Source organism: Vibrio sp. J2-3(2022), from assembly GCF_021725735.1.
Taxonomy (GTDB): domain Bacteria; phylum Pseudomonadota; class Gammaproteobacteria; order Enterobacterales; family Vibrionaceae; genus Vibrio; species Vibrio diabolicus.
This window is the reverse complement of the sequence record NZ_JAKKCK010000002.1, coordinates 587476-610097: the sequence shown is the minus strand read 5'-3', so window position 1 is coordinate 610097 and position 22622 is coordinate 587476. Positions and strand designations below refer to the sequence as shown.

Below are 22622 nucleotides of genomic sequence, written 5' to 3'. Positions count from 1 at the left end.
CACACTTTTGAAAAGATTTTAAGAGAGCAAATAATGAAATCATTAATCATTAAACTGTGGCGTACCATGACGCGCCCAGCTGTACATATCAGCCTAGGTGTGCTGACTATGGGCGGCTTCATTGCTGGTGTTATCTTTTGGGGTGGCTTTAACACCGCTCTAGAAGCAACCAACACAGAAGAATTCTGTATTAGTTGTCACACAATGCGTGACAACGTGTACGTTGAGCTGCAAGAAACGGTTCACTGGAAAAACCATTCAGGCGTTCGTGCTACTTGCCCTGACTGTCACGTTCCTCATAACTGGACAGACAAAATTGCTCGTAAAATGCAGGCCTCTAAAGAGGTATTTGCACAGGTATTTGGCAACTACGATGAACCTGGTGTGTTCGAAGAGCGTCGTATCGAACTTGCGAAACACGAATGGGATCGTTTCTCGGCAAACAAATCTTTAGAGTGTAAGAACTGTCACAACTACGAATCGATGGATTTCGAGCAAATGTCCCCAACCGCTCGTATCCAAATGAAGCAAGCAGCAGAGAAAGATCAAAGCTGTGTTGACTGTCATAAAGGTATCGCGCATAACCTGCCAGCAGGTATGGACAGCATCGGCGGTATCGTGGGTGACCTAGAAGGTATGACTTCAAATACAGATTACTCTGTAGGTCAGCAACTAGTGAGTGTTCGTCACCTACCAATTTACTTTGATGCACAAGGCACTAAAGAAGCCGGTCTTCTTAACCCAGCATCGACCGTTAAAGTTCTTGAAGACAAAGGCGAGTTTGTTGAAATCGAAATCGATGGCTGGCGTAAAGCGAAAGGCTTTGGTCGCGTAATTCAAGAAGACTTCGGTAAGAACATTGCGACTGCGTCTCTGATGAAAGAAGCAGCGACAGATAGCAACATTGTGACGACTGGTGAGAAAAAAGTGGATGAGCTAACGGGTCTTCCATGGGAAAAAGTGGCAGCGAAAGTATGGATTAAGAAAGAGTCTATGCTGAACGACATCAATCCTGTTTGGGAAAAATCTCGTGAAGCGTACAAGACCAATTGTTCTGTATGTCACACTCAACCTGCGGAAGCGCACTTCGACGCGAACACCTGGCCAGGTATGTTCGACGGTATGTTGGCGTTCGTTAACCTAGATACAGACAGTGAAGCCCTGATCTTGAAGTATCTACAGAAACACTCTTCAGATTATGCTGAAGGTCACCACTAATAAGCGTCGGATTGGAGTAATTTAAATGGCTATTACACGAAGAAGTTTTCTTAAAGGTGTAGCAACCACAAGTGCAGCGTCAGTTATTGGTCCTAGCTTATTGGCGTCAGCCTCTGCCAATGCTGTTGAGACGACAGGTACTTGGAAAGTAACAGGTTCTCACTGGGGCGCGTTCCGCGCCCACATCTACGCGGGTAAAGTTCAAGAGATCAAACCGCTAGAGCTAGACAAAAACCCAACTGAAATGCTAAACGGCATCAAGGGCATTATTTACAGCCCTTCACGTGTGCGTTACCCAATGGTTCGTCTAGATTGGTTGAAGAAACACAAATATAGCGCGGATACTCGTGGTAACAACCGTTTCATCCGCGTGACTTGGGATGAAGCGCTAGATTTGTTCTACCGCGAACTAGAACGTATTCAAAAAGACTACGGTCCATGGGCGCTACACGCAGGTCAAACGGGTTGGAACCAAACAGGTTCATTCAACAACTGTACCGCGCACATGCAACGTGCAGTAGGTATGCACGGCAACTTCATCACGAAAGTAGGTGACTACTCGACGGGTGCAGGTCAAACCATCATGCCTTACGTACTTGGTTCAACCGAAGTTTACGCACAAGGTACGTCTTGGTCTGAAATCCTAGAGAACTCTGACAACATCGTTCTTTGGGCTAACGACCCAGTGAAAAACCTTCAAGTAGGTTGGAACTGTGAAACACATGAGTCGTTCAAGTACCTAGCACAACTAAAAGAAAAAGTAGCGAAAGGTGAGATCAACGTTCTATCTGTAGATCCAGTGAAGAACAAGACTCAGCGCTACTTAGAGAATGATCACTTGTACATTAACCCGCTGACAGACGTAGCGTTCATGCTTGCTGTGGCGCACGTGCTGTACAACGAAGACTTGTACGATAAGAAGTTCATTGATACTTACTGTCTAGGCTTTGAAGAATTTATTCAATACGTTCAAGGTAAGACAAAAGATAAAGTAGAGAAAACACCAGAGTGGGCTGCGACTATCTGTGGCGTGAAAGCGGACAAGATTCGCGAATTCGCGCGTATGCTAGTCAGTGGCCGTACACAGATCCTGATGGGTTGGTGTATCCAGCGTCAAGAGCACGGTGAGCAACCATACTGGGCGGCGGCTGTGGTTGCTGCAATGGTTGGTCAAATCGGTTTACCTGGCGGTGGTATCTCTTACGGTCACCACTACTCAAGTATCGGTGTACCTTCAACTGGTTTCGCGGGCCCTGGTGGTTTCCCTCGTAACCTTGACCAAGGTATGAAGCCGAAGTGGGACAACAACGACTTTAACGGTTACAGCCGTACTATCCCAGTTGCACGTTGGATCGACTGTCTGCTTGAGCCAGGCAAAGAGATCAACTACAACGGCGGTAAAGTGAAACTGCCAGACTTCAAGATGATGGTGATCTCGGGTTGTAACCCATGGCACCACCATCAAGATCGTAACCGCATGAAGAAAGCGTTCCGCAAACTTCAAACGGTTGTAACGATCGAGTTTGCTTGGACTGCAACATGTCGTTTCTCGGATATCGTTCTACCTGCGTGTACGCAATGGGAACGTAACGACATCGACGTATACGGTTCATACTCGAACAAAGGTCTGATTGCAATGCATCGTCTCGTCGATCCATTGTTCCAATCTAAGCCTGACTTCCAAATCATGAGTGAACTAACTCAGCGTTTTGGTCGCCGCGAAGAATACACTCGTGGTATGAGCGAGATGGAATGGATCGAAAGCCTTTACAACGATTGTAAAAAAGCGAACGAAGGTAAGTTTGAAATGCCAGAATTCAACGAGTTCTGGGAGAAGAGCGTACTAGACTTCGGTGAAGGTAAACCTTGGGTTCGTCATGCGGACTTCCGTAAAGACCCTGAGCTTAACCCACTAGGTACGCCGTCTGGTTTCATCGAGATCACGTCTCGTAAGATCGGCCGTTACGGCTACGAACATTGTCAAGAACACCCAATGTGGTTCGAAAAATCAGAGCGTTCACACGGTGGCCCTGGTTCAGATAAATACCCATTCTGGTTGCAGTCTTGTCACCCAGACAAGCGTCTGCACTCTCAAATGTGTGAATCTGAAGAGTTCCGTGCAACTTACGCGGTGCAAGGTCGTGAGCCTGTTTACATCAACCCAGCGGATGCGAAAGCGAAAGGCATCAAAGACGGTGACTTAGTGCGCGTATTCAACGGTCGTGGTCAGCTATTAGCTGGTGCTGTTCTTACTGACAGCTACCCACGTGGCGTTATTCGTATCGAAGAAGGTGCATGGTACGGTCCTCTAAACGAGAAAGAGGGCGCAATCTGTACTTACGGTGACCCTAACACGCTAACGCAAGACATTGGCTCTTCTGAACTTGCGCAGGCGACTTCTGCGAACACATGTATCGTAGACTTCGAGAAGTTCACCGGCAAAGTACCGCCAGTGACTTCATTCGGTGGTCCAATCGAAGTTGCTTAATTAATGCAATTCACATCAATCGAAATACCAGCCTTCGGGCTGGTATTTTTTTAACCAAAATTTCAGTGAGCGTTATCTCAATAATAAATTTGTGATGCTAAACGACAGTAGGATTCGTGACGTCGATAACGAATTGGGTGGGACAAGCAGGGGATAATGAACCAAGCTAAACAATAATAATTAAGTGAGTAGACTCTTTATGGCTCAGAGCATTCAATTGGCAAATCACATTGAGATCACTGTGAATAACAACGACCTCCAAGTTGAAGTTGAGGGTAATCAATTACATTTTTCTTTTGCTGGGCTTCACAATAAAACGTTTACCGACCGTGAAGTGTTGTTCGAGATGCCGTTTTTATACGAGCACGAGGCCAATGTGATTGGCGATGGCTTCCAAATGCTGGCGCAAACAGCGGGAACGGTTAGCTATCCCGTTGATATTGGTCGCTGTCCAGACAACAACCCTTCTTATCGAATCTATCCCAAAGATGCCCCTAAGCGTTACTACAACTATTTAGTGGTGGAAGGCTCGGCTGGCTATATCTTGTTTGGCTTTACTTCATGTCACCGTTTTGCGGGCTATTTTGATGTTGTACTGCGTGATGGACATTGGGTTTTATCGGCCGCGATTGATGGTGAGTTTACTCAAGTGGCGGATTGGGAAAGTAATCAACTTGAATCCGTGGCGGTACTCTGCGGCCAATCTCTGTCTGAGCTTTATCAAATCTATGGAGAGATGATTGCAGAGCATCATCCTGTTCGCCAAGGTGTGACACAAGATGCGCCTGTCGGTTGGTGTTCGTGGTATGCCTACTACGCAGACGTGACAGAGCAAAACATCATGCAGAACGTTGATTGCATGCAAGATAAGCTTGAAGACCTAGAGTGGGTACTTCTGGATGATGGCTATCAAGCCTTTATGGGCGATTGGTTAATCCCATCGGATAAGTTTTCTGGTGGTGTGAAAGAGCTCATTCATAGTATCCGTGCAAAAGGCAAAAAGCCGGCGATTTGGATGGCCCCCTTTATTGCTCAACCTGAGTCGGAGATCTTCAAACAACACCCAGAGTGGTTTGTTCGTCACAAAGATGGAAGCTTACTTAAAGCAGAAGATGTCACATACGGTGGTTGGCGCTGCACGCCTTGGTACATACTCGATACCTCAAACCCAGAAGTGCAAGACCATCTGACGAATGTGGTCTCTGTCATGAGACAAGAGTGGGGCGTTGAATTGTTCAAGCTAGACGCGAACTATTGGGGCACCTTGAAAGGTGTGCGTAAACAATCTGGTATTACAGGCGTTGAGGCGTATCGCTTAGGAATGGAAGCGATTGCTAAAGGCGCTGGTGATGCGTGGCTTTTAGGTTGCAACGCGCCAATGTGGCCATCACTAGGGCTTGTGGATGCAATGCGTGTTTCTGATGACGTAGAGCGCCATAGTCGTCGTTTCGAGCAGATAGCCAAAGAAACCTTTTACCGTAGTTGGCAGCATCGAAAACTGTGGCAAATTGATCCGGATTGCGCGACATTCACGTCATTAGCTAATCAAGCCGCATCCAGAGAAGAGTATGAATTTCATCGCACGGTGTTATTGGCGTGTGGTGGTTTGCTGCTGTCTGGCGATCCGCTCCCTGAGATTACGCCATTTGCAAAGAAGACATTGGCTAAGCTCATGCTACGTCAACAACGTAACCAAGAGTCAGCAAAGTTCACGGCTTTGAGTTTAAATCATGCGTTTTTAAAACTGACGACGAAGAATGACCTTCACTGCTTGTTTAACTATGCCAGCTACGGGGCGATGGAATTTACGCTGACGTCTGATCAACCGATGGATTGGTATGATTACTGGACAGGAGAAAAGCTAAACCAAGAACCTTGTCAGTTATTAATGGTGAGCGTGGATAAAGGGCTAAATGCGAAAGCGATCGTCACGGCATAACGTGAAGCAAATCGTTCGATTATAAAAACAAGGAAGGAGCCTACTGTGGCTCCTTTCTTGTTTTGACGTCCTGAGCGTTAGAACTCGAATAAAAAGTAATACCCGTATCCAACGATAAAAGCAGGAATGGATGAATAAATAGTCGCGACCAAAGCGGCTTTCGGTGCCATTGCAATGGCGGGGAATAGGGCGTCACCATCGTTAGAAATCGCATTGGCCAGTTGCGCAGAAAGTGGCGCTGCACCAGAAATGTATAGGCTAGTGACTAAAATTTGCGGTCCGCAACCAGGCAACATACCAATGGCTAAGCCAGCTAATGGCATCCATATCCCCCAATGAGAAAAGGTTTCTACGAGATTGATTCCAGAAAAATAGGTCGTCAGTTCAAACGCCAGAAAAGCGACGATCACCCAAGCACTGACGAAATTCGTATCTTGGGCTGCTTTTTGAATCGGGTGTGAGTCCACAATTTTTTCATCTTCAGAGACCGTTGACTGATAATCGCCGAGCTCTTTTGTCATCGCCCACAACGACATTGTGATCACCGCGAAGATAGCGCCCAGCCATTCAATGGTATTGGCCTGCAAAGACAACAGCTGATTAATATCGATTTGGAAAGACATTAATACAGCGACGACACTAGCAGGCACAATAAGCCATTTCCAAAATGCGCCTTGTAGATTGATTGCACGTTGTTCAAGAGGCGTGTGTCGGTCTGTCTGGTGTTGGCAACAAGCATGTGTCTGAGGTGATTCTTTTGGTTCTGGGCGCAGAAAGTTATCAGCATGAAAAGCATTAACGACCAGCCCTGAAAGAGTACCCACGATAATGCCTAATCCAACCACGCCTAATCCAACACTTGGCTTGGCGGCAAGAAGTAAAAAGGCAGCGTCACCCATTGTTGAAGTAAGTACCGCGACAATCGCACCAAATCCCACTCGGCCACTAATAAATTGCGTTGTCACAACAATAGCGCCACCACAGCCAGGCAAAGCACCCAATAAAGAAGCAAAGAAAACCTGATGATTACGTGAGCGATGATATAGCTCGGTAATTCGATTGGTTTTCGACATAAAGTTTGAAAGATAATGATAAATAGCCAATGTGGCAGCAACATAGCATGACACTGCCCAGAAGGAGTCGGATAGCGTCTGTACGGCTACGTCACGTGTATTTTCATTGCCTAGCAAAATGAGCATGACGATAGGGATCAGCAATCGCTTATAAGCTAAACGAAACTGAGTAGGCTGAAACAACTGTTGTGCAGAGTGTAATAATTGGGTCGCGTTCATCGTTTACTCAAATGCAAATAGGAATAATTATCATTATATGTAAATGAGATTTATTCGCAATAGCATTGTGAACTTTTCTTCGTGTCAAACTCTCTGAAATCAGGTAAAGTATCGGCCTTTGTGAGCAAACACGCCCTAATTAACTGTATTAGGCGGCGTATAAAATTGACTTGAATAGGAAGAAACATGATTCTAGTTGTAGGTCATAAGAACCCAGACAGTGACAGTATTTGTAGTGCACTCGTTGCAACTGAACTTCTAAAAGCGCGTGGCGTTGAAGCTATGCCAATTCGCCAAGGCGAAATCAACCGTGAAACTCAGCACATCCTAGAAGTTGCTGGCGCTGAAGTTCCTGAGCTTCGCACATCAGTTGCGGGTGAGACCGTTTGGCTAGTAGATTACTCAGATCTAGCACAAGCACCAGACGATATCGCAGAAGCTGAAATTGCGGGTATTGTTGACCACCACCGTCTAGGTGACGTGATGACAGTAAACCCAATGGAAGCATGGATCTGGCCTGTTGGTTGTACCAACACTGTTCTATTCAACATGTTCAAGATTGAAGGTCACGCGATTACTCCACAAATCGCTAAGCTAATGATGTCAGCAATTCTATCTGACACAGTAGGCTTCGCTTCTCCAACTTGTACACAAAAAGACAAAGATGCCGTTGCTGAGCTAGCGGTAATCGCAGACGTACAAGATGTTGACGCATTCACTAAAGATCTTCTAATTGCTAAGACAAATATCGAAGGTCTATCTGCGGCTGAGCTTGTTGAGAAAGACCTTAAAGGTTACCCATTCAACGGTCGTGACGTAGTAGTAGGTCAGGTTGAGCTTGCAACACTAGAGCAAGTTGACGGTATGATCGAAGCACTAGAAGCGGATCTAGAAGCGCGTTGCGAAAAAGACAACCTTGCATTTGCTGCTGTAATGCTAACAGACATCACGACTGCTCAAACTCGTCTTCTATACAAAGGTGAGTGGGCTGAGAAGCTTGTTAAGCACGAAAAAGACGGCATGCTAATGATGGAAAACACGCTAAGCCGTAAGAAGCAAGGTTGGCCTTGGCTTCAAACTGAGCTAGCTTAATTTTCTAGCATATACTTTAAATGCCCGCCTAGCTGCGGGCATTTTTCTATGGGAAATAGGAGACGAATATGTCTGAGCAACTGACCCAAGAGCAGATGGATACCATCAATCGTTACAACGAAGAGCAACGTTTAAAGTACTGCGTAAAAGAGATTGTGGCGAATCGTAAAGTTTGGATTCTGAAAGATGAACATGGCTGTGTCATGTTAAATACAGAAGATGATGATTGTGTACCAGTATGGCCAAACGAAGAGTTTGCTTTGCAATGGGCGAATGGTGATTGGGAAGATTGCGAGCCAGAAGCGATCTCTCTAAACAAGTGGCACAGTCGTTGGACCTCTGGTCTAGAGGATGACGAGCTATCGATTGTTGTATTCCCAAATCAAAATGAAGAAGGGGTCGTATTGTTTCCTGACGAGTTTGATTTTGAACTGCGCAAACAAGCGAGCCGCCGCTAATTTTTCGATTCGTGTCCATCTAATAAAGAAGCCTGCTTTAACGCAGGCTTCTTTACATTTGAACGATGACATCTTTGATAGGCTATTTTGTTTGGTGGCTTGGCGCCTTATAGAAGTGGCTTTCGACTAGGCGTTGAGTAATCGGATGTTCTGGGCTAGTGAGTACCTGGTTAGTTTCGCCAAACTCGACCACTTCACCTTCATGCATCACCATCACTTTGTCAGTAATGTGCTTAACAATGCCAATGTGTTGAGATACATACACAAATGACAATCCCATCTCTTCTTGCAACTCGAGGAATAAGTTAATGATCTGTGAGCGCATTGCCATATCCAAACCGTTTAACGCCTCGTCAGCGACAATGATGGAAGGTTGAAGAATAAGCGCACGAGCTAAACACACACGCTGTTTTTGGCCTGCCGCTAGCATTTGTGGGTAAAAATAGGCGTGTTCAGGCAACAATCCGACGCGGAGTAGGGTGTTCTTCACACGCTGCATGCGTGCATCTGGCGGCATGTTGGTGTTTCGCTTTAATGGGCCTTCCAAAATACGGCCAATCTGGATACGCGGGTTGAGCGATGTGTTTGGATCTTGGAAAATCATGCGAATGAGCTTACAGCGTGTCGCGTAATCTTTGTGCTCCAACCGTTCGCCATTCACACGGATCTCTCCGGAGCTTGGCTCTACAACGCCTGCAAGCATACGGGCAAGAGTGGATTTTCCTGAACCGTTTTGGCCAATAAAACCGATAGTTTGCCCCGGCTCTAACGTAAAGCTCACCGGTTTGACAGCCTCATTAACCTGACGTTTGAATAGTCGGGAGCGCGTAACAAACTGCTTCGATAAATTATCGACTTCAAGTAACGCACTCATGACTTTTTCTCCGTGTTCAATGGAAAGTGGCAGTTAAATTTATGATTCTTAATTCGTCTGGTGTGTGGAATTTCAACACATTGTTTCTGCGCATACGGACAACGTGGACCGAGTCGACAACCGATTGGCAGATGCTGCAATGGCGGAATCGAGCCCGGTAGGGATTGGAGTTTTTGCTTGTGTGGTACCCAATCATTAAAGTCTGGCATCGCTTTAAGCAAGGCATCTGTATACGGGTGCTTGGGTGCTGCAATGATTTTACTGGTATCGGCAGACTCTACCGACTGACCACAATACATTACCGTAATGCGCCCCGCCCATTGTGTGATGGTTGCTAAGTCGTGACCGATAAGCAGAATGGTCGTGTTATTGAGCTGGTTCATACGGCTCAATAAACGCAATATTTGCGACTGGGTAATCGGGTCCAAGTCGTTCGTTGGTTCATCTGCGATTAGCAACTTTGGTTTGGTCGCTATCGCCATGGCAATCATGACTTTTTGGCACTCACCATCAGTCAGTTCATAAGGGTAGCTACCCATTAAACGCTTGTGATCTTTAATGCCTACTTTATGCAGAAGCGCGATGGCTTGTTTTTTACGCCATTTAAATCGCTCCCACCATTTCCCTTCAAACGCGCGAGATGGGATGGACTCGATCAATTGACGTCCCACTTCTTCTGAAGGATCAAGACAGGTTGATGGCTCTTGGAAGATCATCGCAATATCACGGGCAATGACACGTCGACGCTCTTTTGGCGTAAGCTGAAGCAAGTCAATATTGCCAAGGCGCATACGGTCCGCGGTAATGCGCCAGTTATCTTTACTTACCCCAACAATCGCTTTTGCAACCAAGCTTTTCCCTGAACCAGACTCACCTACAAGACCACGAATTTCGCCTTCATTCAAAGTTAGGCTCATTCGGTCCACGGCTTTGACCAACCCTTGAGGGGTTTCAATCTCAATAGTCAAATGTCGAATATCTAACAACGGCATTATTCGATCCCCGCATTAAGCGCTTGACGTACACCTTCACCTACTAAGTTTAGGGTAATAACGGTAAACATGATGGTTAGGCCGGGTAGGGTTACGGTCCAAGGTGCAATATAAATCAACTCGACAGAGTCACCTAAGATCGCTCCCCACTCAGTACTTGGTGCTTGTGCGCCTAAGCCAAGAAAGCCCAGCGCAGTAATATCTAAAATCGCAGCAGACAGCGCGAGCGTGATTTCAGCAGCAATAACCGTCAATATGTTGGGAAGAATTGAACTCCACAGTAAGTAGAAATCGTTCGCGCCATCAAGGCGTGCCGCCATGATGTAGTCTTTTTCAACTTCGGTGTGGACTGCGATATAAACAGAACGAATAAAACGCGGAATCAATGCCAAGCAGATCGCGAGTAAAATGTTGAACCCACCAAAACCTAGAAATGCCACAAAAATGATTGCTAATAACAGCGAGGGAATCGACATGACAGTATCGAGCAAGTGATTGAGGGTACTCGACAGTAAGCCTTTCGTCATACCTGCTAATACGCCAATCAAACAACCTACGACCGCGGCAATCGCAGTGATGGCAACGGCTGCACCAAATGTAAGTTGAGAGCCCATGATCAAGCGTGACAGAATGTCTCGGCCTAAGTCATCGGTTCCCAAAAAGTAATCAACCGTTCCAGCTGGGGCCCATGATGGCGGCACAAGCAATTCGCCTGACTGTGCTTGGGCATCAAACGGCGCAAGCAGTGGCGCAAAAATGGTAATTAGGACGATAAATACCAAGCACCATAGGCCAAACATGGCTAGCCCGTTGGCGCGGTAACTTCGCCAAAATCGCTCAAACTGAGTTGGAATGCGCTCTTCCTGATAAACGTTATTTGTTAGCATACCATTCCTTTCGAACTAGAGGGTTAATCATCGCGCCAATCAAATCAGAGAGAATATTAGCGGTGAGAACCAAAGTCGCAAGTACCATCACGCCAGCTTGGATTGATGCATAATCTTGGTTTGCCAATGCATCTAACAACCAACGACCAATACCCGGCCAGTTAAAAATAGATTCAGTGATGATAGCCAAGGTAATCATACTGGAAAGCTGAACACCGACTTTGGGGATGATAGGCGGTATCGCATTACGCAAGACATGTTGAGTTACGATCTCGCGGTTAGAGAGACCTTTGATTCTCGCTGCACGAATGTAGTTTTGGCTCATCACTTCCGCCACCGAAGAACGCATTAGTCCGACAACCTGCGTGGTTGGAGCCAAAGCGAGCACCAAACATGGCAGCACCATATGCTCAATGACGCTTTGCAGTGCGTGAGCGCGGTATTCACCTTTCGCCATGAATGCATCGATAATGGCAAATCCAGTTACATGATCAATTTCGTAAAGCAGGTCATACCGTCCTGCCACGGGAAAGAGTTGGTATTCCAATGAAAAAACCATGATAAGTAACAAAGCCACCCAAAAAATTGGAGCGGAATAACCAGACATCGACATGAATGAAATGCTGGTGTCGAGCCATTTACCTTGCTTCATCCCAGCCACGGTTCCAAGCGGAATGCCGATCAAAAGGGACACCAAAAAGGCAAAAAAGCACAGTTCCAAAGTGGCAGGGAATACGACGGCGAGCTCGTCATAAATCGCGTTGCCGTTTTTACTTATGCCAAAATCAAGCTGAGAAAGGTTGATTAAGTAAGTTTGCCAACCAGACCAAAAATCAACGTTTGCCCAGTGCGAGAGAGGGTCAAGGCGCAGCAGAGAAAAGCCCACTAATGTGAGGATCATCAAAGTGATGAAAAATAGGTTAAAGCGTCGAACGGTATACCAAAACATCAGTGAATTCTCTCAACTCTATCAAACGGTTGGGCATTGAAAGGGCTTGATTTGAAGCCTGTCAGTGATTTGTCGTGAACACGGAATTGCACACCATGTGCCAGAGGAATTACCGGGAATTCTTGATTTAAAATGTTCTGCGCTTGGCGATATAGGTTCAGACGGTAACGCGGTTCTTGAGTTTCCAATGCCAAATCGAGTAAGAAATCGAAATCATCGTTACACCACATCGATACGTTGAGGCCAACGCGATCAGACTCACAAGATAATAACGGGCGGAAAAAGTTGTCAGGGTCCCCGGTATCACCAATCCAACCAGTTAAAAGTAAATCGATGTCGTTGATGTTCTCTAAATCCACACGTTCGAATCTATCATCGGTTAGCAACGTTAACTCAACCCCAATATCGGCAAAATTCGCTTGGATTAGCTCCGCGGTCTTGCGAGGACTTGGGTTAAAGGCGCGTGGTTCAAGTGGTACCCACATGGTCAGCTCTAGACCGTCTTCATAGCCAGCATCACGGAGTAGTGCTAATGCATAGTTACGGTCATAACGAATTTTTACGCTGTCCTTTTGATAGGCCCATGAATTAGGCGGTAGCAATGTATAAGCTTGCGAGCCAGTTCCGTAGTAAACCGAATCTAAAATGTTCTGACGGTTAATCGCTAAGTTAAGTGCTTGGCGGACGCGAGCATCACTAAGTGCGGTGGTTTCAGTGTTGATCGCAATAAAGGAAACGTTGTTGGCTGGCGTAGCAGTTAGCTCAAGGTTGTCATTTTCTTGAATAACGGGTATTTGGCTCGAAATAGGCGAAGAGAGCACATCGCACTCGTTTCTTAAAAGTTTCGCCAAGGTACCAGTGCCTCGATGAGAGATATCGAACACCACTTGTTCCATTTTTGCTGGTGACTTCCAGTAATTAGAATGACGCTCTAATCGAATCAAGTCGTTCACTTGGTACTCTTTTAGTTGATATGGGCCGGTACCGATAGGAAGTTGGTCGATTTCTTCTTTATGATCTTTTGCTGCCAGTTGCTGTCCGTACTCCGCAGACAATATGACAGCATGGCTGGTGGCAATATTTGCCAAGAAGGAAAAATTTGGCTGAGATAAGGTAAACCTTACCGTATGCTCGTCAATCGCAGTCACGTCTTGCAGCAGGTTTTGAAAATCTAACCCTGCAAACCATGGATAAAAACCACCACCTACTTGGTGAAAAGGATGGTCTACATCAATGATTCGCTTGAAGCTAAATACCACATCCTTTGCATTCAATGGGCGAGTGGGAGTGAACCAGGACGTGGTTTGGAATTGAACATTACGTTTAAGCTTAAACGTGTATTCCGTTCCTGACTCATTCACAGACCAACTCTCAGCGATATTTGCTACTGGCTGATGTGATTTAGGATCGAGCGTGAGCAGCGTATCGTACAACTGCGGGCTCAGTGCCTCTGCGGTAATACCGCTATCAATAAGCTGAGGGTTAAACGTAGTTGGCTTACCTTGTCCGCAAAACACAAAGCCAGCTTTGCGAATGTCATTGTGGTCAATTTCATCACCACAAGCGGTCAGTAGGCTAATCCCAATAAGGCTCAGCGATAATCTTATAAAAGCATTCATAATATGAAATGTTCATTGGATCTTGCTTGTTTCATTTGATCTTACTCTTTCAGAGCTAACAAGCGAAAATGATCTCGCTAATTTATCACCTTTGTGAACTCGCTCCAAACATAAAATCCATACACTGTAAGGTGTTATGCTTGAAAGACATACAAATTAGAGCGCTGTCACTCGCTCGCTAACCGATCAAGCACCTTCGACCTAGCTAGCTTTGCCCGACTAAACCATATTTTCTAACCATCCCTCGTAATTGGTGGTAGCTCAAACCAAGTAGCTCGGCTGCTTGTCGTTGATTAAACTTGGCTTCTTCCAATGCGCGATTGAGTAAGTGGATGTCTTGCTCTTCTTGCCACTGTTTATAGTCTAGAGGGAATTGAACTGCGCTGCTTGGTGCTTCCTCTTCTTGCTGCAGTTCGGCTTGCTCGGCATTATGACCAAGCGTGTTATTCCAAACTGTTTCAAAAGGATTGAAAATCAGTTCATCAATTGGATCGGCGTTGAGACCATGTTGGTAAATAGCACGTTCAATCACGTTTTTTAGTTCACGGACATTACCTGGCCATTCATATTCAAGAAGCGAATGCTGTGCTTTTGAGGTAAAACCGACAAAATATTCGAGCTGAAGTTCACGGCACATCTTCATCGCGTAGTGCTCTGCTAAAGACAGGATGTCTTCTTTTCGTTCACGAAGAGGAGGCAGCATGATGACATCAAACGCTAAACGATCGAGTAAGTCGGCACGGAAATCGCCTTGTTCCGCCAATTTTGGTAAGTCCGCATTGGTTGCACAAACAAGTCGAACATCCGCATTGAGAGCGGTATGACCGCCAACTCGTTCATATTCACCATATTCGATGACACGCAACAGCTTTTCTTGAACTAAAAGTGGTGCGGTGGCCAATTCGTCAAGAAACAAAGTGCCGCCTTCGGCGCGTTCGAAACGTCCTTTATGCTTGCCCTTAGAACCTGTAAAAGAACCGGATTCATGACCAAATAGCTCTGAATCTATTAGTCCTTCGCTTAAGGTCGCACAGTTGAGTGATAGTAGTGGCTTATCCCAACGTCTTGATAAATAATGCAAACGCTGAGCGATGAGCTCTTTACCCGTTCCTCGTTCACCGATAATGAGGACTGGACGCTCAATAGGCGCAAGTTGTGATACTTTCTCTAGTACGGCGAGAAAAGCAGGTGATTCACCAATCAGGTTTTGCTTCATAAAGTCCTTCTTATTTAACAGCCGAGCCATGATTTAAGTATGGAGTTGGTGAATTTCACCAACAGTTGGTGAAAAACATCATAGCATAATAGTGTATAACGACAACAAAATGCATAAGTTGCTGATTTTAAATGTAATCTTAAGTTGGCATGCTACTTGTAATGTATTCAGGGAGACACAAGGTCAACCACCACCTTGTCGAGTTTTAATAGGAAAAAAAGAGGAGTTCCGTTATGGGTATTTTTTCTCGATTTGCAGATATCGTTAACTCAAACATCAGTGCATTGCTGGACAAGGCGGAAGATCCTGAAAAAATGATCCGTCTTATCATTCAAGAAATGGAAGACACACTTGTTGAAGTGCGTACTAACTCGGCTAAAGCGATTGCAGACAAAAAAGAGTTGGCTCGTAAAGTTGAAACGTTAGAAGAGCAAATTGGCGAATGGAGCCAAAAAGCGAGCCTAGCGTTGGTAAAACAGCGTGAAGATTTGGCTCGTGCAGCGTTAATTGAAAAGCAAAAGCTTGAGCAAGTGATTAAAGGTCTTCACACTGAGCAGACGTTAGTAGAAGAAACGATCGACAAGCTTACAGGCGAGATCGGTAAGTTAGAAAGCAAAATTGCAGAAACGCGTGCAAAACAGCAAGCACTAGCAATTCGTAACCAAACCGCCTCTAACCGTCGTGATGTGCAAAAACACCTGCACACTAGCCGTACTAATGAAGCGATGGCGAAGTTTGAGCAGTACTCGCGTAAAGTGGATGAAATGGAAGCAGAAGCAGATTTGTACGCACAAACTGGTAATGCAAAATCGCTAGAGCAAGAGTTTGCAGAGCTTCAAGCTCAAGACGAAATCGAAAAAGAGTTGGCAAAACTGAAAGAACAGATGTCATCGAAAGATAAATAATAAAGGAGCCATTTATGTCGACATTTTTATTTGCAGGACCAGCAATTGTCTTTCTGATCTTTGTCGCTCCTCTATGGCTCTTCTTACACTATCGCAGTAAACGCAAAACGGATAGTGCACTGTCGAGCCAAGATTTAGAGCGCCTTCAGGTACTATCTGAAAAAGCGGAAGCGATGCAGTCCCGAGTTGATACATTGGAGCGCATCTTGGATGCTGAGTCACCAACATGGAGACGCAAGTATGACTAATCGAGAGCTGTATCGTGACCCAGTAAATGGCAAAATCTCCGGTGTTTGCGCCGGAATTGCCAACTACTTTGGTGCAGAGGTTTGGTTGATTCGTATTGTAGTGATTTCTGCAGCGCTGTTGGGCGGTACGTTTTTGGTGTTGTTAGCATACGTCGCGATGGCGTTTATGTTAGAAAAGCAACCAGTGACGTATTCTGAAAATATCCGAGCGCAACAAGAGCACACACTTAAAAGTAAGCCTTGGCAGAAAGGACAAAGTCCGGACCAATTGCTCAGTGTGTTGGAACGCGATTTTGACCGTCTTGATGGCAAAATCCGTAACATGGAAGCGTATGTTACGTCTGATACATATAGGGTGAATCGGGAGTTCAGTAAGCTCTAAACACTCCGCATCCAAAGAAGATTTAAACGAAGCAGGTGCAAAGCCTGCTTTTTTGTCACAAATTACTAATTTTAAAGCACTATTAATCTTTTCAACTCTGGAAGTTCGCCCAGAATTCATCTACTTTAAAAATAATCCCTTAATTTTTATGGATGAATGTAATGAGAAGATTGCTCATTCCTGTCGCCATCTCGGCTGTGTTGTCGGGGTGTGGTAAAGAACTTCCCCCTGTTCCAGAACCTGAATCCCGCCCCGCAAAGCTATTTACAGTATCTGTTGGCAATGCCCAATTTGAACGACACTTTCCTGCCACGACGGAAGCTGGTGATAAAGCGGTACTGACGTTTCGAGTTCCTGGACTTCTTCAAACGATTGAGGTGAATGAAGGTCAAGTCGTCAGCAAAGGCGATGTATTGGCTTCATTAAATCCTGATGAGTATTCTCTGCTTGAACAGCAAGCTCGGGCAAATTTCGCGCTCGCAGACGTGCAGTACAAGCGATACCAAAAGTTACGTAAAGACCAAGTGGTGTCCGAACAAGACTTTGATGAGGCAAAAGCGAATCACAATTCAGCCAAAGCTCAGTGGAATCAAGCAAAGGCAAATTTAAGGTATACCAAACTTGTCGCGCCATATGATGGTACGATTTCGTATATTCCAGCAGAAAACCATGAGTATGTCGCCGCAAAAGAAGGCGTGATGAATATTCAATCCAACCAACTGCTTAAGGTGATATTCCAAGTCCCTGACTATCTGCTAAATCGTTACACCCAGGGTAGCGATGTCTCTGCCAGAATGGTCTTTGACGCTTTCCCCGAGCAGTCATTTGACTTGACCTTTCAAGAAATCGATACAGAAGCCGATCCTAAAACCGGTAGTTACAAAGTCACTATGGTTATGGAGCGACCAGCAGAAATAGGCCTTTTACCGGGCATGTCTGGCAATGCTTACCTCCTATCTAAAAATGCTGGTGCAACAAAAATTCCTAATTCCGCGCTGCTAGAAGAGAACGGCAAAACATACGTTTGGCGTGTTGATGAGCAAGGCATTGTGTCCAAAGCCGCTATTGAGATGAATGACAAAAACCAAGTGTTAGCTGGGCTTAACGATGGCGATCAAATCATTATCTCTGGTGTTAGTGTAATTGAACCCGGAATTAAGGTAAGAGCCTGGATTAAGGAAAGAGGGTTGTAATATGAAAGGAATCATCTCTCTAGCGGCATTATTTTCAACGTTTCTTCTTGTTGGTTGTGGCGATAAGGCACCAGAAAAAGCTCTTGAGACACCGCGTGTAAGAGTTACCTCATTAGCGGGAAATCGGGTGGATGACAACTTATATTTCCCTGCGGTTGCGAATGCAGCGGATCGCTCTCATTTGAGTTTCCGAGTGGCAGGAGAAGTCAGCCGCATCATGGTAAAAGAGGGCGATAAAGTCACGAAGGGTGATGTTATCGCAACGTTGGACCCTACGGACTATGAGTTGGATGTAGATAATGCGAGTGCGCGTTTTTCTGTTGTTGACAGTCAGTATCGCCGTTCACGTCCTTTGGTTGATAAAGGCCTATTAGCTAAGTCTCAGTTTGATGAAATTGCAGCACAACGACAAATCGCTCTGGCTGAGCTTAAGTTAGCGAAACTCCGTTTATCATTTACTACTTTAAAGGCGCCTGTGGATGGGATCATTTCGCGAGTTAATATCGAGCAATTCGAAAATGTCCAAGTCGGACAGCATATCGTCAATATTCATAGTTTGGAGCGAGTAGAGGTGCTGATTCAACTTCCAGACCGGCTCTATGTGAACCAACCGCCAACGGAAGAAAGACTTACCGCGATAAAAGCATTGGTGCGCGTGCCTAGTGGTAACGAGTACAACGCGACCGTGAAAGAATTTACGACTGAGCCAGACCCAACAACAGGCACGTTTACCGTCACATTATCGCTTCCTATGCCGGAAGAAGAATACATCCTAGATGGGATGGCAGTTGAAGTGACCTCCAAAGATAAGAACGTTGGCTTGGATCTCAATTTAGGAATTAATGTTCCTATTGAAGCCATTTTTAACGCGGACGGTGACGGGCTGGGGCGCGAAAACAAATTTGTTTGGGTACTGAATGATGACAACACGGTATCGCGCAGACAGGTGCGAGCAGGTAAGGCATCTAAAACGTCCATTCAAATCCTTGATGGTCTCATGCTCAAAGACAAAGTTGTGATTGCCGGTGTTTCTCGGTTAAGGGATGGCATGAAAGTGGAAGTGATACAGGAAATGGCTACGCAGGAGGCCGGTCTATGAGCGATCTTAATAAATCAGCGCCTCAAAGTGATGATGATGTGACCGGTATTGCTGCGTACTTCATCCGAAATCGTGTCATCAGTTGGATGGTCGCACTGATCTTTTTGATTGGTGGTATCGCTGCATTCTTTGGGTTAGGGCGTCTTGAAGACCCTGCTTTTACCATCAAAGATGCCATGGTGGTGACCTCTTATCCTGGTGCGACGCCGCAACAAGTCGAAGAAGAAGTGACTTATCCGATCGAAAAAGCGATTCAGCAGCTTACTTATGTTGATGAAGTGAATTCGATTTCTAGCCGAGGATTATCGCAAATCACGGTCACGATGAAGAACAATTATGGCCCTGATGATCTACCACAAATTTGGGATGAGTTACGCCGTAAAGTGAATGACCTTAAAGGGACGTTGCCTCCGGGTGTGAATGAACCTCAAGTGATCGATGATTTTGGTGATGTTTACGGGATTTTGTTAGCGGTGACTGGCGACGGTTATAGCTACAAAGAGCTACTGGATTACGTCGATTACTTACGCCGAGAGCTCGAACTGGTTGATGGAGTGAGCAAAGTTTCGGTATCCGGGCAGCAGCAAGAGCAAGTTTTCATCGAAGTATCGATGAAAAAGCTGAGCAGTATAGGACTTTCTCCCGATACGGTCTTTAATCTTCTCTCGACGCAAAACGTGGTTTCTGACGCAGGGGCGATCAGAATTGGTGACGAGTACATCAGAATTCAGCCGACTGGCGAATTCCAGAGTGTGGATGAGCTAGGCGATTTGTTGATTACTGAGTCGGGAGCTCAGGGGCTCATCTTCTTGAAAGATGTGGCGGAAATAAAACGTGGGTATGTAGAAGTACCGAGTAATATTATTAATTTTAACGGCAGCCTCGCACTGAACGTGGGTGTTTCTTTTGCTGAAGGTGTCAACGTCGTTGAAGTCGGAAAAGCATTTGATCATCGCCTTGCCGAGCTAAAGTACCAACAACCTGTCGGTATCGAAATTTCCGAAATTTACAGTCAGCCTAAAGAGGTGGATAAATCGGTTAGCGGTTTTGTTGTCAGCTTGGCTCAAGCCGTCGGTATCGTCATTATCGTACTTCTGTTCTTTATGGGGCTACGTTCAGGTCTGCTTATCGGTTTGATTTTACTGCTGACGGTGTTGGGTACGTTCATTTTCATGAAGTATCTCGCGATAGATTTGCAGCGGATTTCATTAGGTGCCTTGGTTATCGCGTTAGGTATGTTGGTGGATAATGCGATTGTCGTGGTTGAAGGGATTTTGATTGGTACCCAAAAAGGACGAACTCGACTCCAAGCGGCGACTGATATCGTTACCCAAACCAAGTGGCCATTACTTGGAGCAACTGTGATTGCGGTAACCGCATTTGCGCCTATTGGGCTGTCTGAGGATTCGACGGGTGAATACTGTGGCACTTTGTTTACGGTTCTGCTGATCTCATTGATGTTGAGTTGGTTTACCGCTATCTCGTTGACACCGTTCTTCGCTGACATCTTCTTTAAAGGCCAGAAGATTAAACAAGGTGAAGGGGAAGAAAATGATCCATATAACGGGGTTATTTTCGTTATTTATAAAAAATTTCTCCAGTTCTGTATGCGCCGTGCTTGGTTTACCGTTGTGGTGCTGATTGCGGGATTAGCGGCAAGTGTTTATGGGTTCACCTTTGTGAAGCAAGCGTTTTTCCCATCGTCGACAACGCCTATTTTTCAGTTAGATGTATGGATGCCGGAAGGAACTGATATTCGCGCCACCAACACAACGCTTAAAGAGCTAGAACGTTGGTTAACCAAGCAAGAGCATGTCGACCATATCACGACGACTGCAGGTAAAGGCTTACAGCGCTTTATGCTAACGTACGCGCCAGAGAAAAGTTATGCGGCTTATGGTGAGATAACCACTCGTATGGAAAATTACGAAGCGTTAAAACCATTAATGGCGAAGTTTCGAGAGTATTTAAAAGCCAATTACCCAGAAATCAATTACAAGCTCAAACAGATTGAGTTAGGTCCAGGTGGTGGTGCAAAAATTGAAGCGCGCATTATCGGCTCTGATCCAACCGTCCTTCGTACGATAGCCGCTCAGGTTAAGGACATCATGTACGCCGATCCTCAGGCAACAAATATCAGGCATGATTGGCGTGAACGAACCCAAGTTCTTGAACCTCAGTTTAACGAGAGTCAGGCACGTCGCTATGGCATTACAAAATCAGATGTCGATGACTTCTTGTCCATGTCATTCTCTGGAATGACGATAGGCCTTTACCGAGACGGCACGACGCTCATGCCTATCGTGGCTCGCTTACCTGAAGATGAACGTATTGATATTCGTAACATTGAAGGCATGAAAATATGGAGTCCAGCACAGAGTGAGTTTATCCCACTTCAACAAGTCACAATGGGTTACGATATGCGTTGGGAGGATCCTATCATCGTACGTAAGAACCGTAAGCGTATGCTCACTGTGATGGCAGACCCTGATATTCTAGGTGAAGAAACCGCATCGACGTTGCAAAAACGTTTACAGCCCCAAATCGAAGCGATTCAAATGCCTCCTGGCTATTCACTAGAGTGGGGTGGTGAGTACGAATCTTCAGGTGATGCTCAAGAGTCGCTGTTTACTACCATGCCAATGGGGTACTTGTTCATGTTCTTGATCACCGTACTCCTATTTAACTCTATCAAAGAGCCACTCATTGTTTGGCTTACCGTGCCGCTGGCGTTAATTGGTGTCACCACCGGTTTATTAGCACTCAACACGCCGTTTGGTTTTATGGCTTTGCTCGGCTTCTTAAGCTTATCGGGAATGGTGCTCAAAAATGGCATCGTATTACTGGACCAAATTGAAATAGAAATGAAATCGGGTAAAGAGGCTTATGATGCGGTCGTTGATGCTGCGGTAAGCCGTGTTCGTCCTGTGTGTATGGCTGCAATCACGACGATCCTTGGTATGATCCCACTATTACCAGATATTTTCTTCAAACCAATGGCGGTTACGATTATGTTTGGTTTGGGCTTTGCGACAGTCCTGACACTGATTGTCGTGCCAGTGTTGTATCGTTTGTTCCATAAAGTGGCAGTACCGAAACAGGCTTAGTGCTACTGATATAACGATGAAAAATATCGCGCCTCTAGCTCATCAGTTAGAGGCGCTTTTTAAGGAAGAATAATGACAGAACAAAAAACGTGTGCGTGGGCGATGAATCACCCATTAGAGCGCGAATATCATGATTCCGAATGGGGCGTGCCAGTATATGACGACCAAGTCCTGTTTGAATTTATTACGTTGGAAGGTGCGCAAGCTGGGCTTAGTTGGATCACCATTCTTAAAAAGCGCGAAGGATATAGAGAAGCGTTCGAGAACTACGACCTAGATGCGTTGGAACAAAGAAATGAAGAACGCGCTGAATACATCGTGGAAAACTTCGATGTTGTAAGGCATCGCGGAAAGATTAACTCGGTTTTCAGTAATGCCAAAGCGGCCAAAGCGTTAATTGCTGAATACGGGAGTTTATCAGACGCGTTGTGGCAGTTCGTGGACGGCGAACCAATCGTCAATCAATGGCAGCATATGAGTGACGTACCAGCTTCGACAGAGCAATCCAAAGCCATGAGTAAATTCCTTAAAAAGAAAGGCTTCAAGTTTGTCGGTGAAACCATCTGTTATGCTTTCATGCAAGCCGTCGGCATGGTGGATGACCATATCGTTGGATGTCCTAAAAAGCAGAATAAGTAACGTTTGGCTTATTAAGTTTATGTTG

General features: G+C 45.6%; 19 protein-coding genes. 12 read left to right on the top strand and 7 right to left on the bottom strand.

What is annotated here, in order from left to right; translation table 11 throughout:
• Positions 1–33 precede the first annotated feature (33 nt).
• The 3 genes from torC to L3V27_RS10765 all read left to right on the top strand — a co-directional run bounded on the left by torC (position 34) and on the right by L3V27_RS10765 (position 5645).
• Positions 34–1218 carry a pentaheme c-type cytochrome TorC gene (torC, locus tag L3V27_RS10775; protein WP_006742852.1) on the top strand — a complete coding sequence of 395 codons (1185 nt, stop codon included), beginning with the start codon at positions 34–36 and terminating at the stop codon, positions 1216–1218.
• A gap of 25 nt (positions 1219–1243) precedes the next feature.
• A complete protein-coding gene (gene torA / locus L3V27_RS10770) occupies positions 1244–3706 on the top strand; it encodes a trimethylamine-N-oxide reductase TorA (RefSeq protein ID WP_006742851.1) in 2463 nt (820 codons plus the stop codon).
• 199 nt (positions 3707–3905) lie between these two features.
• Positions 3906–5645: an alpha-galactosidase gene (locus tag L3V27_RS10765; RefSeq protein WP_006742850.1), complete on the top strand. Its 1740-nt coding sequence runs from the start codon at positions 3906–3908 to the stop codon at positions 5643–5645.
• 77 nt (positions 5646–5722) lie between these two features.
• On the opposite strand, the gene L3V27_RS10760 is transcribed toward L3V27_RS10765, so the two are convergent.
• A complete protein-coding gene (locus L3V27_RS10760; protein WP_237311837.1) occupies positions 5723–6937 on the bottom strand; it encodes a putative manganese transporter in 1215 nt (404 codons plus the stop codon).
• A gap of 186 nt (positions 6938–7123) precedes the next feature.
• Here L3V27_RS10760 and L3V27_RS10755 point away from each other — a divergent pair, with 186 nt between their 5' ends.
• Positions 7124–8029 carry a manganese-dependent inorganic pyrophosphatase gene (locus L3V27_RS10755; protein WP_005393312.1) on the top strand — a complete coding sequence of 302 codons (906 nt, stop codon included), beginning with the start codon at positions 7124–7126 and terminating at the stop codon, positions 8027–8029.
• Positions 8030–8097: 68 nt separating this feature from the next.
• Entirely contained in the window at positions 8098–8487 is a 390-nt protein-coding gene (locus L3V27_RS10750) for a DUF2750 domain-containing protein (protein WP_005378129.1), read from the top strand.
• An 82-nt stretch (positions 8488–8569) separates the two neighbouring features.
• Here L3V27_RS10750 and L3V27_RS10745 read toward each other — a convergent pair whose 3' ends face one another.
• The 6 genes from L3V27_RS10745 to pspF form a co-directional block, all read right to left on the bottom strand.
• Positions 8570–9361, bottom strand: coding sequence for an ABC transporter ATP-binding protein (locus tag L3V27_RS10745; protein ID WP_006742848.1), 792 nt, complete (start codon positions 9359–9361; stop codon positions 8570–8572).
• On the bottom strand, positions 9358–10353 hold the full coding sequence (locus tag L3V27_RS10740) for an oligopeptide/dipeptide ABC transporter ATP-binding protein (RefSeq protein WP_005378126.1): 996 nt from the start codon (positions 10351–10353) through the stop codon (positions 9358–9360). The genes L3V27_RS10745 and L3V27_RS10740 overlap by 4 nt, the downstream gene beginning before the upstream one ends.
• A complete protein-coding gene (locus L3V27_RS10735; RefSeq protein WP_005378123.1) occupies positions 10353–11240 on the bottom strand; it encodes an ABC transporter permease subunit in 888 nt (295 codons plus the stop codon). The genes L3V27_RS10740 and L3V27_RS10735 overlap by 1 nt, the downstream gene beginning before the upstream one ends.
• Positions 11227–12189, bottom strand: coding sequence for an ABC transporter permease subunit (locus L3V27_RS10730; RefSeq protein ID WP_046874787.1), 963 nt, complete (start codon positions 12187–12189; stop codon positions 11227–11229). Before L3V27_RS10730 ends, L3V27_RS10735 begins: the two co-directional genes overlap by 14 nt.
• On the bottom strand, positions 12189–13808 hold the full coding sequence (sapA, locus tag L3V27_RS10725) for an ABC transporter substrate-binding protein SapA (RefSeq protein WP_005393298.1): 1620 nt from the start codon (positions 13806–13808) through the stop codon (positions 12189–12191). Before sapA ends, L3V27_RS10730 begins: the two co-directional genes overlap by 1 nt.
• Before the next feature lie 205 nt (positions 13809–14013).
• Positions 14014–15024, bottom strand: coding sequence for a phage shock protein operon transcriptional activator (pspF, locus tag L3V27_RS10720; protein ID WP_237311835.1), 1011 nt, complete (start codon positions 15022–15024; stop codon positions 14014–14016).
• 233 nt (positions 15025–15257) lie between these two features.
• Here pspF and pspA point away from each other — a divergent pair, with 233 nt between their 5' ends.
• The 7 genes from pspA to L3V27_RS10685 all read left to right on the top strand — a co-directional run bounded on the left by pspA (position 15258) and on the right by L3V27_RS10685 (position 22597).
• Positions 15258–15929: a phage shock protein PspA gene (pspA, locus tag L3V27_RS10715; protein WP_005393294.1), complete on the top strand. Its 672-nt coding sequence runs from the start codon at positions 15258–15260 to the stop codon at positions 15927–15929.
• Between the two features lie 14 nt (positions 15930–15943).
• Positions 15944–16177: an envelope stress response membrane protein PspB gene (gene pspB, locus L3V27_RS10710; RefSeq protein WP_046874790.1), complete on the top strand. Its 234-nt coding sequence runs from the start codon at positions 15944–15946 to the stop codon at positions 16175–16177.
• Positions 16170–16559, top strand: coding sequence for an envelope stress response membrane protein PspC (gene pspC, locus L3V27_RS10705; RefSeq protein ID WP_012841944.1), 390 nt, complete (start codon positions 16170–16172; stop codon positions 16557–16559). Before pspB ends, pspC begins: the two co-directional genes overlap by 8 nt.
• Before the next feature lie 161 nt (positions 16560–16720).
• On the top strand, positions 16721–17752 hold the full coding sequence (locus L3V27_RS10700) for an efflux RND transporter periplasmic adaptor subunit (RefSeq protein ID WP_047008606.1): 1032 nt from the start codon (positions 16721–16723) through the stop codon (positions 17750–17752).
• 1 nt (position 17753) lies between these two features.
• Complete coding sequence (locus L3V27_RS10695; RefSeq protein ID WP_237311833.1) at positions 17754–18851, top strand: efflux RND transporter periplasmic adaptor subunit; 1098 nt, start codon at positions 17754–17756, stop codon at positions 18849–18851.
• Entirely contained in the window at positions 18848–21958 is a 3111-nt protein-coding gene (vmeI, locus tag L3V27_RS10690) for an efflux RND transporter permease subunit VmeI (protein WP_237311832.1), read from the top strand. Before L3V27_RS10695 ends, vmeI begins: the two co-directional genes overlap by 4 nt.
• A gap of 72 nt (positions 21959–22030) precedes the next feature.
• Positions 22031–22597 carry a DNA-3-methyladenine glycosylase I gene (locus L3V27_RS10685; protein WP_005378109.1) on the top strand — a complete coding sequence of 189 codons (567 nt, stop codon included), beginning with the start codon at positions 22031–22033 and terminating at the stop codon, positions 22595–22597.
• Positions 22598–22622: the final 25 nt, after the last annotated feature.